Annotated in this window: 13 protein-coding genes; 8 read left to right on the forward strand and 5 right to left on the reverse strand. The window is 43.8% G+C overall.

Annotated features, from left to right (window positions below; genetic code table 11):
• Nucleotides 1–83: 83 nt before the first annotated feature.
• A complete protein-coding gene (gene nagZ / locus BGI33_RS04230; protein WP_257378961.1) occupies nt 84–1181 on the forward strand; it encodes a beta-N-acetylhexosaminidase in 1098 nt (365 codons plus the stop codon).
• Nucleotides 1182–1249: 68 nt separating this feature from the next.
• On the opposite strand, the gene adhP is transcribed toward nagZ, so the two are convergent.
• Nucleotides 1250–2263 (reverse strand): alcohol dehydrogenase AdhP, encoded by a 1014-nt coding sequence (gene adhP, locus BGI33_RS04235; protein WP_100090077.1) that lies wholly within the window; start codon nt 2261–2263, stop codon nt 1250–1252.
• A 583-nt stretch (nt 2264–2846) separates the two neighbouring features.
• Here adhP and truB point away from each other — a divergent pair.
• The 3 genes from truB (at nt 2847) to BGI33_RS04250 (ending at nt 5061) form a co-directional block, all read left to right on the forward strand.
• Nucleotides 2847–3770 carry a tRNA pseudouridine(55) synthase TruB gene (gene truB / locus BGI33_RS04240; protein ID WP_100090078.1) on the forward strand — a complete coding sequence of 308 codons (924 nt, stop codon included), beginning with the start codon at nt 2847–2849 and terminating at the stop codon, nt 3768–3770.
• A gap of 89 nt (nt 3771–3859) precedes the next feature.
• Nucleotides 3860–4126: a 30S ribosomal protein S15 gene (rpsO, locus tag BGI33_RS04245; protein ID WP_100090079.1), complete on the forward strand. Its 267-nt coding sequence runs from the start codon at nt 3860–3862 to the stop codon at nt 4124–4126.
• A 602-nt stretch (nt 4127–4728) separates the two neighbouring features.
• The gene (locus BGI33_RS04250; protein WP_100136766.1) at nt 4729–5061 is read left to right on the forward strand and encodes a hypothetical protein; all 333 of its coding nucleotides are present in this window, start codon (nt 4729–4731) and stop codon (nt 5059–5061) included.
• A 124-nt stretch (nt 5062–5185) separates the two neighbouring features.
• Here the strand turns inward: BGI33_RS04250 and BGI33_RS04255 are convergent, their stop codons facing one another.
• Both BGI33_RS04255 and BGI33_RS04260 read right to left on the reverse strand, forming a co-directional pair.
• Nucleotides 5186–5470 (reverse strand): replication initiation protein, encoded by a 285-nt coding sequence (locus tag BGI33_RS04255; protein WP_180297003.1) that lies wholly within the window; start codon nt 5468–5470, stop codon nt 5186–5188.
• 136 nt (nt 5471–5606) lie between these two features.
• A complete protein-coding gene (locus BGI33_RS04260; RefSeq protein ID WP_100090082.1) occupies nt 5607–6182 on the reverse strand; it encodes an acyl-CoA thioesterase in 576 nt (191 codons plus the stop codon).
• 425 nt (nt 6183–6607) lie between these two features.
• On the opposite strand from BGI33_RS04260, the gene pnp reads away from it, so the two are divergent.
• The 3 genes from pnp to mpl all read left to right on the forward strand — a co-directional run bounded on the left by pnp (nt 6608) and on the right by mpl (nt 11524).
• On the forward strand, nt 6608–8731 hold the full coding sequence (pnp, locus tag BGI33_RS04265) for a polyribonucleotide nucleotidyltransferase (protein ID WP_100090083.1): 2124 nt from the start codon (nt 6608–6610) through the stop codon (nt 8729–8731).
• A 732-nt stretch (nt 8732–9463) separates the two neighbouring features.
• Nucleotides 9464–9880 (forward strand): hypothetical protein, encoded by a 417-nt coding sequence (locus BGI33_RS04275; RefSeq protein WP_100090085.1) that lies wholly within the window; start codon nt 9464–9466, stop codon nt 9878–9880.
• A 240-nt stretch (nt 9881–10120) separates the two neighbouring features.
• Nucleotides 10121–11524, forward strand: coding sequence for a UDP-N-acetylmuramate:L-alanyl-gamma-D-glutamyl-meso-diaminopimelate ligase (gene mpl, locus BGI33_RS04280; protein ID WP_100090086.1), 1404 nt, complete (start codon nt 10121–10123; stop codon nt 11522–11524).
• A gap of 206 nt (nt 11525–11730) precedes the next feature.
• Here mpl and BGI33_RS04285 read toward each other — a convergent pair whose 3' ends face one another.
• Nucleotides 11731–12006, reverse strand: a complete 276-nt coding sequence (locus tag BGI33_RS04285) for a hypothetical protein (protein WP_143557268.1) — start codon at nt 12004–12006, stop codon at nt 11731–11733.
• Nucleotides 12007–12188: 182 nt separating this feature from the next.
• On the opposite strand from BGI33_RS04285, the gene BGI33_RS04290 reads away from it, so the two are divergent.
• Nucleotides 12189–12866: a S24 family peptidase gene (locus BGI33_RS04290; protein WP_100090088.1), complete on the forward strand. Its 678-nt coding sequence runs from the start codon at nt 12189–12191 to the stop codon at nt 12864–12866.
• A 204-nt stretch (nt 12867–13070) separates the two neighbouring features.
• Here BGI33_RS04290 and clpX read toward each other — a convergent pair whose 3' ends face one another.
• Nucleotides 13071–14354 (reverse strand): ATP-dependent Clp protease ATP-binding subunit ClpX, encoded by a 1284-nt coding sequence (clpX, locus tag BGI33_RS04295; protein WP_100090089.1) that lies wholly within the window; start codon nt 14352–14354, stop codon nt 13071–13073.
• Between the last annotated feature and the right edge of the window lie 241 nt (nt 14355–14595).

Raw genomic sequence — 14595 nt, forward strand, 5'->3', positions numbered from 1 at the left:
CAAATGATTCAATCATGGTGAGAAATTAACACCTAATCTGGCTGGACAGTTAATTCATTTATATATTTTTCTGGAATAAATTTATGTTGTCAGCACCACCCAAAGCATTAGCACGTGGCCCAGTTATGGCTGATGTAGCAGCGTTTCAGCTCAGTGCCGCAGAACGTGAACGTTTATCCCATCCAGCAATCGGCGGAGTCATTTTATTCCGGCGCAATTATCAGTCCCGTGCACAGCTAACCAGACTGGTTGCAGAAATCAAGGCTTTACGAACCCCAGAACTAATTGTAGCTGTTGATCATGAGGGCGGGCGGGTACAACGCTTTATTCCGGAATTTACCCGATTACCGGCAATGCGTACTCTAGGACAGTGCTGGGAACAGCATGGCGCAGCAATGGCCGATAAAATGGCTGAAACAGTGGGCTGGGTACTGGCCATTGAATTACGTGCATGTGGTATAGATTTGTCATTTACCCCAGTGCTGGACCTTGACTGGGGCGAGTGTCCCGTTATCGGTAATCGCAGTTTTCATCAGCAGCCTGCCGTGGTCAGCGCTCTGGCGATTGCCTTGCAGCGCGGACTGGCACGTGGTGGCATGGCTTGCTGTGGTAAGCATTTTCCCGGACATGGAGCGGCCAGTGGTGATAGCCATCTTACTATGCCTGAGGATAACCGCAGCTGGGAAGAATTATGGGCTGATGATATTCAGCCATTCAATGATTTGATTCATCATGGCATGCCGGCACTGATGCCGGCACATGTGGTGTATCCGAGAATTGACCCAACCGAACCGGCAGGATTCTCCACTATCTGGCTAGAAGAAATTCTGCGCGACAAAATGCAGTTTGATGGCGTAATTTTTTCTGATGACCTTACCATGGAAGGTGCCAGTAGCGCTGGTAATATTCAACAGCGCACAGCACATGCCTTTGCTGCTGGTTGCGATATTGCGCTGGTATGTAACAGGCCAGACTGGGTAGATAACCTGCTGGATGGTTTTGTCTGGCCGGATACCAGCCGGCTGGCACAACGCTGGCAAATGATTGCCGGCTGCGGTACAGCAGCACAGTACTGTGCCACTATGCAAACCCCCGAATTTCAGGCAGCACAGCAGCTAGTAGCCAGTCTCGCCTCTGCGCAGGATACTTTCAACGGCGTACAGGTAGGAGAAGCCTGTTAATCTCATTTGAATTATTGTTAACAAAAAAGCCATAGTAAAACTATGGCTTTTTTGTTGATTAGCTTAAATCAGGCATTTTTGAAATCAATCACCATACGGCCGGTGAATTTACCGGCAGTCATTTCATCAAAAATATCATTGATGTCTTCGAGAGGGCGTAAGGTTACTTTCGGTACCACTTTACCTTCAGCACCAAACTGGAATGCTTCACGCAAATCTTCACGTGTACCTACCAGAGAACCTACCACCTCAATACCGTCCAGTACCAGACGTGGAATATTCAGATCCATAGTGTCTACTGGCAGAGCCACAGCAACAATACGTCCGCCAGCGCGTACAGCGGCTACAGCAGAATTAAAAGCTGATTTGGCTACCGCAGTAACCACAGCAGCATAAGCACCGCCCACTTTTTCCTGAATGATTTCTTCAACTTTTTCTTTGGCCGGATTCAGAGTCATATCTGCACCCATTTCCCGTGCCAGCTCTAGCTGTTTATCGTTTACATCAATGGCGATCACTTTGGCATTGAAAACATTCTTGGCGTATTGCAAAGCCAGATTACCCAAACCGCCCAAGCCATAAATCGCAATCCACTGGCCAGGCTGAATATGAGATACCTTAATTGCCTTGTATGTAGTTACACCGGCACAGGTAATACTGCTGGCTGCCTCAGAACTCAAACCATCCGGTACCTTAACTGCATAGTCTGCAACCACAATACATTCTTCTGCCATGCCACCATCTACGGTATAACCGGCATTTTTAACCTCACGGCAGAACGTTTCACGGCCGCTATTACAATATTCACAATGTCCGCAGCCTTCAAAGAACCAGGCAACACTGGCGCGGTCGCCTACTTTTAAAGAAGTAACATCTTCACCTACAGCAGTAACCACCCCGATACCTTCATGCCCCAGAGTGACACCGGTAACGTCACCAAAATCTGCATTTTTAACATGCAAATCAGTGTGGCAAACCCCGCAACATTCCATTTTCAGTAACGCTTCATTGGCTTTCAGCGGACGTACAGCTTTGTCCTGAATGGCAACTTTTTTATCTTTTGTTACTACGGCTGCTTTCATAATGAACCCTTTTCATCAGTAAAGATAGAAGTGTTTGGTCTGTTTATTTCTGTTATCAGACAGTCAGACCGGTACAACAAAAAATCAATCACTGGCCAGAATCAATGCCAGTGTTAACATCATCCCGAATAAAAATGACAAATAGGTTATTTAATAGTGTGAATCTTCCCATCACACAGGCTAATTGTCGTTTAAGTCAGGATTGAGTGCAGTCATACACCGGCAGTTATTCTGACAGATGTATTAGTGCAATACCAGCAGTAAAACTTAAATAATTGTAACGCTAACAAAGCATTTACGTAAGAGTTAATTACTACCGGAACCAATTTGTGCACACGAATTTATGATAAATTTCAATTATTCATTTCCAATTGATTCGCATCAAAGTAAAAAATCAGCCAATATGGTTTAGAACCAGCATAACGAGAGCTACACCAAAATTAAGAAAATAAGGCAATATGCAAAATTAACCCAATCTAAGCACAAGAAGCGTCTATCATCCCCGTCTGCACAAACAGCCATATAAAGCATGTTATGATGCGCACGCTTAATTACTCTGAAACCGGATTACATCAGAATCATCATGAATACTCAGATTAGCCGGCGCAAACGCGCCCTTAATGGAGTGCTGCTGCTGGATAAAGACAGCGGTATGAGTAGTAATAGCGCGTTACAGCGGGCGCGATTTCTATATGGTGCCGCCAAGGCCGGGCACACCGGCGTACTCGACCCGCTGGCTACTGGCCTATTGCCCGTATGTTTTGGCGAAGCCACCAAATTTGCCCAGTATTTACTGGATGCCGACAAAGCTTATATAGCCACTTTGCAGCTTGGAGTAGCCACCAGTACCGGCGATGCTGAGGGTGAAATTGTGGCCACTGCTGATACCAGTATCACGCTGGCGCAGGTACAGGCAGCAATCGCAGCCTTTAGCGGTGAAATTACCCAAACCCCGCCCATGTACTCTGCCATCAAACATCAGGGTAAACCCCTGTATGAATATGCCCGTGCCGGCATCACCATCGAACGTAAAAGCCGGCAGGTAACTATTTACCAGATAGATATTCTGGAATTTGCCTTTCCCAGACTGATAATAAGTGTGCGTTGCAGCAAGGGTACCTATATCCGTACCCTTGCCGAAGATATGGCCAAACACATGGGCACAGTAGCGCATCTGACCGCACTGCGGCGTACCGCAACGGCCGGCTTTGCGATTGAAGAAACACATTCACTGGCCGCCATCAGCAGCATGGATGAAATAGCGCGCGATAACTGGCTGTTACCGTGTGATGTACTGGTGCAACATTTTCCGGCTGTAACCTTGACAGATAAGGATATTTTGCAGTTACAGCACGGTGTGGCCGTGCATTCCGAGCAAAATTATGGCACAATGTGCCCCTTGCGTATTTATGCTGCCAATGGGCGCTTTATCGGGCTGGTGCAATATCAGGCTGTCAGCAGGCGTTTGAAAGTACTGCGCCTGATGAATACCGCTTCTGCTGATTAAATACGTATATGGAGTTGGTAGTTGTTAATCACACCATGGTTAGCTTGGCCAACTTGTCTGCCGCAAGGCTTTTTTTAAGAGTGAATTACATGTTATCTGTTGAACAAAAAGCACAAATCGTTAAAGATTATCAGCGTACCGAAGGAGACACTGGTTCTTCTGAAGTACAAATCGCGTTGTTGACTTTCCGTATTAATGACCTGACTGGCCACTTCAAAGCCAATCCAAAAGATCACCACAGCCGTCGTGGTCTGTTGAAAATGGTAAGTGCCCGTCGTCGCTTGCTGGCGTACATTCGCCGCACCAAACCGGATACCTATCGCGAACTGATTGGTCGTCTGGGTCTGCGTAAATAAGCATTTCCCGTGTGACAAAAAGCCGTCTTTAAAAAGACGGCTTTTTTATACCTTATCGTACCTTTCTACTTTGAGCGAGCAACAAAGGCAATTGGCCAAGGCATGGGCACCCTTCGGAACGTCTATAACAAGCTTAAAACAACGGTAGAGAACAGGTTGAGCGTGCGGCAGGTTACTTTACCAGAAGAGAACTAAAAGAGTTGAGATTGTGCCGAGTAATGATAGGGATTATGACGAACCAAGTATGTGACAAAATTGAAACAAAATAATTTTTAACGTATTGATTTATATTTTAATTTACTATAAATTTACTTATTTGCCAGCAAATAGGGGGAATTTTGATGCTAAAGCGTTTAATTTCTTTATCAATACTGGTAGCTTGTAAGTATATCAGCAGTAACTGCTACCGCTGCTGACCAAAAGCATTCTAGTGTAGGCTAGTATGTTGAGTAGTAAGAAACAGAATCAAAAACAAGATAGTGAAGGATTGCTGCGTTTATCAGTAAGTCAGCTTAACCGGTGCAGCCAGCAATATAATCGCTGAAGGCCTTATTCCTAATATAGGGTTTCATCAGTGTTATGCGGCCTATACGTAATTGGTAATGGATATGGACAAATCAGAATTTTCTCATGAGCAACTAGTTGAGATTAACCAGAGAGCTAATGAATTAGGTAAGGCTCTTGATCAATTTGCTCTTGATCTACGACATAAATATCATTTTTACCCTGATCTAACTGTTCATGCATGTGGAACAGCTTTAGGTAATATGATTAACATAAATATGCTTGTCTATAATCTGTGTCCTGAATTAGCACCACCTTATTTACAAGGTACTGATTATTCCGTTGTTGTTGAAAGGATCAAACAAGAAAAACAAGAGTTTGATAATGAGATAGCGCGATATGAACAGAAACAAGCTGCAAAATCTTTGTGAAATTAAATAAAGCCCCAAACGGGGCTTTTTTGTTGTGTAGCTCACAGTCTATGACTTAATCGCGCTTCAGCATGTACCATAAAATTTAATAGCTCGCTTATGATACAGACAGCTTGTAATTGTTCTAGCGTCCCTGTTTCAAGCCACGTTTTATCTTCTGCCAGAAAGAGCAGGCAGCGGCATAAGCACTACAACTAATACCTTGCACGCTAAATACTTTGGCTTCCTGTTTTTGGTTAAATCTTAGCTGTATCCAGCGTATTTCGCGCTTACATTTTCTAAATGAAATATCAATATTAAAATCAGTATTGGTATTGATTTGTTCAACTGCCGGAGCAATTACGAATCTTTTAAGGCTACTAATTTCTTTGTATTTGTCGCCAATAGCTAAAAAATTCTCTAAAGTCATTAATTTCAAATCCATACTGGCGATTGTGCAATAACGCCAGACAGGGAGATGGTGATAAGTAGAGCAAATAGCCTTGAATCAAGGCTGAAAAATCAATACTACACACCGGCAGAAGAGAAATGCAAACAAATCTGTATTATTCTATTTCATTATACAAATCAGCATTTAGCCGCGCATTCTGCGTCTGACACCAGTCCAGATGCTCTTTATTCAAATGGAAAGCTTTAGCCTGAAATTCTTTCAGACTTTCCTGTTGTTCCATCTTACGCGTATATGAGCGTACAAAGCGGCGTACTTCATTGGGCGTTTCCAGAATCAGGCCGGGCACAGTTTGCGGCTTGCTGGTAGCAGAATCAATTGCCACCATAGTGAAATAGCTGGAATTACTGTGGCGTATTTCTCCGGTAAGCAGATTTTCCGCTTCCACACGAATACCAATCATCATGGATGATGTACCCACATAATTTACCCGCGCTTTAATGGATACCAGATCACCAACATAAATCGGTGTACGGAAATTAACTGTATTGATAGCCGCAGTTACAGTTACAGCGCGCGCATGCTTGCTGGCACATGCATAGGCTGCCTGATCCATCAAGGCCAGAATACGCCCGCCAAAAATAGTATTATTGGCATTGGTGTCTTCCGGATGCATCACCACTGATAACAAAACATCACTGTCAGTTGGTTTTTTATATAAAAGATCAGACATATATTGTTCCACATTAATATAGGTACAGCCACATCCGGTTGAACCATTAAGATTGACATAAATAAAATTTATTCTAACATACAAATAGATAGTTTAATATGTACCAAATAATTGTAAAAATAAATCAACCTTTGAATGAAAATTATCATTTCAGCCATAAAAAGACTAAAAACACATAAATTAAATAGACATATACCAGCAGACTGTCATCGCGCTTGCGATAAGGTAAAAAATATATGTTAGAATTTGTCCATAATACAAAATGTATTTGTGGCTGCTACAGCCCCGTATAAACCTAATTTAGTAATCATTTTGCAAATTTCGCCCAGCCAGAAACCCTACCCATGTAGATGTGTAGTTACGTATACATCGTTAGGTTTTTTAGCAGGTGCGGCTTTTGTGAAATTCAGAACAGAAAGTTCAGCATGTTTAATAAACACATTAAAACATTCCAGTACGGTAACCAGACTGTTACCCTAGAAACCGGTGAAATCGCCCGTCAGGCGGCCGGTGCCGTAAAAATTTCCATGGGTGACACCGTAGTACTGGTAGCAGTTACTGCTGCTAAAGAAGTAAAACCCGGTCAGGATTTTTTCCCGCTTACCGTAGACTATCTCGAACGTACCTATGCCGCTGGTAAAATCCCGGGTGGCTTCTTCAAACGTGAAGGCAAACAGAGCGAAAAAGAAATTCTTACCAGCCGCCTGATTGACCGTCCGATTCGTCCTTTATTTCCAGAAGGCTTCTTTAACGATATCCAGATCGTGGCTATGGTGGTATCAGTTGACCCGGAAATAGATTCAGACATTCCGGCCATGCTAGGCGCCTCAGCCGCACTATTGCTAACCGGTGTACCTTTTGCCGGCCCGATTGGTGCTGCCCGCGTTGGCTATGTAAATGGTGAATATGTACTAAACCCAACCAAAGCACAACTAGTCCAGTCACAACTGGATTTGGTAGTGGCCGGTACTGAAAAAGCAGTATTGATGGTTGAATCTGAAGCAGATATTTTGTCTGAAGAAACCATGCTCGGCGCAGTGGTATTCGGACATGAACAAATGCAGGCCGCTATCCGTGCCATTAATGAATTTGCTGACGAAGTGAATCCGGAAGTCTGGGACTGGCAGGCACCGGCTACAGATGAAAACTTGGTGGCGCAAGTGCGCGAGCTGGCTGGTGCAACCATCGATGCAGCGTTCAAAATCAAACAGAAACAGGCACGCACGGCCAAGCTGGATGAAGCATGGGCAGCGGTAGAGGCAGCCCTGATTACCGAAGAAACCGATACCTTACTTGCCAACCAGATTCGCGGTATTTTCAAGGATTTGGAAAAAGAAGTGGTTCGTGGCCAGATTCTCGAAGGTCAGCCACGTATCGATGGTCGCGATACCCGTACCGTGCGCCCGATTGATATCCAGACTGGCGTATTGCCACGTACCCATGGTTCCGCTTTATTTACTCGCGGTGAAACCCAGTCACTGGCTACTGCTACCTTGGGTACCCAGCGTGACGAGCAGATTATTGATGCCCTGAGCGGCGAATATACCGACCGCTTTATGCTGCACTACAACTTCCCGCCTTATTCAACTGGTGAAGTAGGCCGCATGGGTGCACCTAAACGACGCGAAATCGGTCATGGCCGACTGGCAAAACGTGCATTACTGGCTGTACTGCCTGAAGTGGAAGATTTCAGCTACACCATGCGCGTAGTATCAGAAATTACCGAATCTAATGGTTCTTCTTCCATGGCCAGCGTGTGTGCCGGTTGCCTGAGTTTGCTCAATGCCGGTGTACCTTTGAAAAGCCATGTTGCCGGTATCGCCATGGGCTTGATACTGGATGGCAATAAATTTGCCGTTTTAACCGATATTCTGGGTGATGAAGACCACCTTGGTGATATGGACTTCAAAGTAGCCGGTACCACTACCGGTGTGACTGCCCTGCAAATGGATATCAAAATTCAGGGCATTACCAAAGAAATCATGCAGATCGCTCTGGCTCAGGCCAAAGAAGCACGCCTGAAAATCCTTAGCCAGATGCAGGAAGCCGTAGAAGGTCCGCAGGAATTATCTGCCCATGCACCGCGTTTATTCAGCATGAAAATTCATCAGGATAAAATTCGCGATGTCATTGGTAAAGGTGGTGAAACCATCCGTGCATTAACCGCAGAAACCGGCACCGAAATCAATATTGCCGAAGATGGTACCATCACCATTGCTGCCAGCACCAGCGAAGCAGGTGAGGCCGCCAAACGCCGTATTGAAGAGATTACTGCCGAAGTGGAAGTTGGCAAAGTGTACGAAGGTACAGTGATCAAGATTCTGGATAATAATGTTGGTGCGATTGTATCAGTCATGCCGGGTAAAGATGGCTTGGTACACATTAGCCAGATTTCACACGAGCGAGTGAAAAATGTCAGCGACTATCTACAGATAGGCCAGCAAGTAAAAGTTAAAGCGCTGGAAATCGACGATCGCGGCCGCGTGCGTTTATCCATCAAAGCTTTGCTGGAAAAAGCACCACAGGAATACAAACCAGCTGAAAACTGATATTCAGTATTCAATCTTTCAGGCTGCCTTGCATGCAAGGCAGCTTTTTCTTTTGTCTGGCAGCTATTGTTCACTTTCCCGCAGCAAAGCCAAAGCTACACATCTATAAACTTAATTGGCTCGAGCCGGTATTGCCAGAGAATTCAAATGCTGGCTACAGGCATTTATATACCCAGAATACCCATATGTATAGGTTGATTAGTCTGCTGAAAGCAGGAAATCCAGTCTTGTTTCATGCTATTGCCTAAAATTTAATCAGTTAAATTTAATTCATAAGTAACAATAATCTAAATTACTTATCCACAGTTTATATGCAATAACATCCCAGTAATAACATGAATAATGTGTATTTATCCCAGTACATCACGCCTGTTAATAACCGGGCTGGCGAAAGAACAGGGAAAATGCGGCATAAATCATCTTTCTTTGTGGATAAACTAAATCCTCAATACTCATTGATACACAACACCTACAGCGGGTAGCTTTTTATCCTATTAAAATTTATGCTAAACCTGCTCTATTCACACCCAATTCATAGATAATCATAAAACCAAAAAGCCAGATGTATACAGCATAAATAACGCATTACTCAAAACTTTAATACTGTGCTTAATCATATCAGCCAATATGATAATTATATTTTTTGATTCAGCGCTTATCAGCTATACAAGTCATGTCTACATGATTAGAATATTTATCCAGAATACAAACTTAATAACACAGGAGACTCATATGAACAGTGGCTTAAAACTAGAACAAATCAAAGCCTATTTTGAACAGCATCAATTACCAGCTTTTGACAGCTCATCAATAATCTATGGCATGATTAATGCCAAAGCGTGGCAATATGCACTATTTTCCGGACTGGCAACATTATGTATTAAGCATTTGCTTATTTATTTCAATGCAGAAAAAATGATTCTGATTGGTTTATCGCTAAGTGCAGATTTAACCGAATCCATAACCATTATCCCAATGACCAAAATTTCTGCTTTAAGCTTTAAGAGAGGCATTTTCAGAGGGGAAATAACATTTACATTTGAGCAAAAGAAATATCATATTAAAGTACCCAGCTTTATTATTGCAGCAAAATGGCACAAAGGTAATCTGAAAAATATCCTAGAGCGCTACATCATCAGATATTCATGATAATGATATCTAGCGTAATCAGTTTTATGGCAGCAATTATTCACAATATGGATAATTCTAATTACCAAATGCATGCCATCATTAAATAGTGACAGTAATCAATTAACCTGCATACAAAACTTGCTTGCCCACAGTGAAATTCACTTCCTCAAGCGTACAATTACAGAAAATAAAAAACATACATGTAGCAACCATAAGGACAGTCTATAATGCTGCTTTTTACCGCATAGAGACAGAAAAATGCAGCATATCCACATCATCGGTATCGGCGGAACATTTATGGGAGGAATTGCCGCTATTGCCAAACAGGCCGGCTACCGTGTCACCGGTTGTGATGCCAGAATGTATCCGCCCATGAGTACCCAGCTAGCTGATTTGGGCATTGATGTGGTGGAAGGATTTGAGGCAGCACAGTTGGATAGCTATCCTGCCGATGTCTATGTAATTGGCAATGTTGCCCGCCGCGGGATGCCTGTAGTTGAGGCCATTCTCAATCGTAATCTGCCGTATACTTCCGGGCCGCAATGGCTGGCTGAAAATATACTGCAACAACACTGGGTACTGGCCGTGGCCGGTACTCATGGTAAAACCACTACGGCAAGCATGCTGGCATGGGTACTGGAAGATGCCGGCTTGGCACCCGGATTTCTGATTGGCGGCGTGCCGCAGAATTTTGCCGTATCAGCCCGCTTGCCACAAATACCCCCAGCAGCACAATCCACAGGCACAGCCGAATGCAGCCCGTTTTTTGTTATTGAGGCCGATGAATACGACACAGCCTTTTTTGATAAACGTAGTAAATTTGTACATTATCGCCCCCGTACTGCAATTCTGAACAATCTGGAATATGACCATGCGGATATTTTTCCCAATCTTGCTGCAATCCAGACTCAGTTTCACCATCTGATTCGTACCATCCCGGGTGATGGCCTGATTGTTGTCAATGAAGAGTCTGCTGCGCTGGCCGAGGTTTTACAACAGGGCTGCTGGTCTGAGGTAGAAGGTTTTGGTTTGAGCAAAGACTGGCAGGTGGGCGAAGTTTCTGACACAGGTGGCTTTGATGTATTGTATCAGCACCAAAAAGTAGACCATATCGAATGGCAACTATTAGGGCAGCACAACCGTATGAATGCGCTGGCCGTTATTGCGGCCGCCCGCCATGCCGGTGTTTCCGTACAGCAGTCATGTGCTGCACTGGCTCGCTTTGAAAATGTCAAACGGCGCATGGAAATCAAGGGTACCGTCAATGATATTACTGTTTATGATGATTTTGCCCATCATCCTACCGCCATTGCCACCACCATTGCCGGTTTGCGCCAGAAAGTAGGTGATGCACGTATTCTAGCTGTACTTGAGCCACGCTCCAACACCATGAAGCTAGGTACCATGAAAGCAGCCTTACCAGCCAGTCTGGCAGAAGCCGATAAAGTATATTGTTATGCTGGTGGTGTTGACTGGGATGTCGCTGCTGCCCTGAGTCCGTTACAGGATAAAGTAGCGGTTTTTCAGGATATGCAGTCATTGATTGATGCCATTACTGGCGAGGCACAACAGGGCGATCATATTCTGGTGATGAGTAATGGCAGCTTCGGTGGTATTCATCAACAACTACTGGCACAGCTAGAACATCGAGCAGCAGATTAATTGCAGTATGCCTGACTTCTGGCGCAAAAAATATCCAGACGCTGACTCAGGCTATCCACAAGCCTGATTGATCTATTATTTCGATCAATCAGGCTTTTATTCCAATATTACACATTCGGTTTAAAACCATATCAGTATGCCTGCGCACAAAAAACAATTAAATTGATGCAAATAAAGTTGCCACAGCAGAAGAGTAATACCCCGTTTCAGGAAGCTTCATATACCATTGCCTTTGCCAGTTCGGTATGGTTCATTTTTCCATATATATTGAGCCAGCCCTGCGCCGCTTCATGCTGGTCACAGCTTTTGGCTATTTGTATCTGGGCTGAGTTCATCTCAGTATAGGTTAATTGTGCCAGATGATGACAATCCAGAGCCTCAGCAATCAAAGTTGAGGGTGTAGTGGCACTGGCTGGTGCAGCATGAAAATTTCCCAGCAGCGATAGTAAAACCATCAACCCAGATATCTTCAATAATTTCATAATCCACTCTGTATTTAGATAAATCTAATTAATTGTTTAATTTTTACTATAATAATTAGAAAAAAATAAATATTCAAGAGGTAAATTTCTTAAACATTTAATTACTATTCATTTTTTTAAAAATGAAGTATAATAAAATAAATTTACTGACGATATTTCTAATAAATTGCTGGAGTTTGTGTATGCAAACATTCAAAGACCGTCTAGCATCACTATGGCCGGGTGAGCGCCAATCCAAAATTGCCACAGATATTGATATGACTATGGCCGGATTCAGCCGTATCTGGCATGAAGGCGGTTTGCCTAAGGCGGAAACCTTAAAGCGTATCAAAGAACTAAAAGGATGCAGTATCGACTGGCTGCTAACCGGAGAAGGAGAGCCTTTTCCTGAACAGCCTGCTCAGGCCGCACATGATACGCTGGGCAATCCGGTTAATGCCGATGATTTTGTTTATGTACCGCGGTACGCGATTGAGGCTGCGGCCGGACATGGTAGTCTGGTTACCAATGAGACGCCTATGTTCACCATGGCATTTCGCAAAGACTGGATTAATTCAATGATTAGCCCGGAAGTTAGCGGCTTGTCTGTTATTTCGGTTAAAGGCGATTCAATGGAAGGTGTGCTCAATGATGGGGATACCATTCTGGTACAGCAAATGAATTACATCCGTCGTGATGGTTTATATGTATTACGCATCAACGACAATTTACTGGTAAAACGCCTACAGCTTATGCCGGGTAATGTAGTCAATGTGATTTCTGCCAACGATGCCTACCCGAGTTTTGAAATTCGGCTGGATAGCGAAAGCGATGATGTGCAGATTATCGGCAAGGTCTTGTGGTTTGGCCGATACCTGTAATATCCATAGCTCTCTGTTCTGGCCTGAAAAAGCTATTAGATAAAGAAATACACCAATCCAGCATGATTAGCTTAGAGGCTGGCACTTTATGCTGTATGCGTCTGCTGCAAGCCTGATTTCCCAGAACAAATAAAAAAGCCGCCCGAATTTTAAAATTTCAGGCGGTTTTTTATTCATACCTACACAAAACTTCAGCTTATCGCTTCAACCCTTATAGGCACTGCCATCAGCCAGTAACCATTCCGGTTCTGCACCTTTTTCAATCACATCCTGATTAACCACAACTTTTTTCACATCAGTTAAATCAGGCAAGGCATACATGGTATTCAGCAAGGCTTTTTCCACAATTGAGCGCAAGCCACGCGCTCCGGTTTTGCGTGCCATAGCCAGCTTGGCAATAGCGCGTAATGCCGAGGGCTGCACCTGTAGCTCCACACCTTCCATTGCAAACAGCGCCTGAAACTGCTTGATTAATGCATTTTTAGGTTCAGTAAGAATATTAATCAAAGCATCTTCATCCAGCTCCGTCAGCGTGGCAATTACCGGCAGACGACCAATCAGCTCAGGAATCAAACCGAATTTAATCAAATCTTCCGGTTCTACCGTTTGAAACAGCTCGCTTATATTGGTATTTTCATCTTTACTGTGTACCGCCGCACCAAAACCAATACCACCCTTTTCAGTACGCTGGCGGATAACTTTTTCCAGGCCGGCAAAGGCGCCACCACAGATAAACAGAATATTAGTGGTGTCTACATTAATAAATTCCTGATTAGGATGCTTACGACCACCCTGAGGCGGTACAGAAGCAACAGTACCTTCTACTAGTTTCAGCAAAGCCTGTTGCACACCTTCACCCGAAACATCGCGCGTAATCGAAGGATTATCGCTCTTGCGGGAAATCTTATCGATTTCATCAATGTACACAATGCCTCTTTGCGCTTTCTGTACATCAAAATCACATTTGCCCAATAATTTAGTGATAATCTGTTCCACATCCTCACCTACATAACCTGCTTCAGTGAGAGTAGTGGCATCAGCCATTACAAACGGCACATCCAGTTTGCGTGCCAGAGTCTGAGCCAGCAGCGTTTTGCCCGAGCCAGTAGGCCCAATCAGCAGAATATTGGATTTGGACAGCTCTACCTGACCTTCTTCCTTGCCCAGACGCAAGCGCTTGTAATGATTGTATACCGCTACAGCCAGCGATTTTTTTGCCGTTTCCTGTCCGATCACATATTGATCAAGATTGGCAACAATTTCTGCCGGCGTAGGCAATTTATCCTGACTGGTACCAGCATCTGAGCCGGCAGAAGCAGTAGCTGCCGACGCGGCTTTTTCTTCAGAAGAACTACCCGGATTATGTAGCATGTCATTGCATGTATCCACGCACTCATTACAGATTAATGCGTTTTCACCCTCAATCAAATTTTTAACATCGTTTTCAGGTTTCCCGCAAAACGAACAATAACGAATTTCTTTACTCATAAACAGGATTTCATCAAGAAAATAGAGCTTATATAGAGAGAGCCTGACCGGATACAGAGTTAACCACCATAGCCGAAATCAGCCAAAAAATAAGTATATAGTGTTATTAGCCCGATATCAAACTGAATGCTAATGTAGTTTTAGCCGTTGCAGCAATCGGTGTAGCAATGAAAATCTAGTTAAAATATCGTTTATAAACAGCTTTTATCTACCTAAATAACTGACGAAAGTTTCGGCTGCG

The organism is Snodgrassella alvi, assembly GCF_002777425.1.
GTDB classification, from domain to species: domain Bacteria; phylum Pseudomonadota; class Gammaproteobacteria; order Burkholderiales; family Neisseriaceae; genus Snodgrassella; species Snodgrassella alvi_B.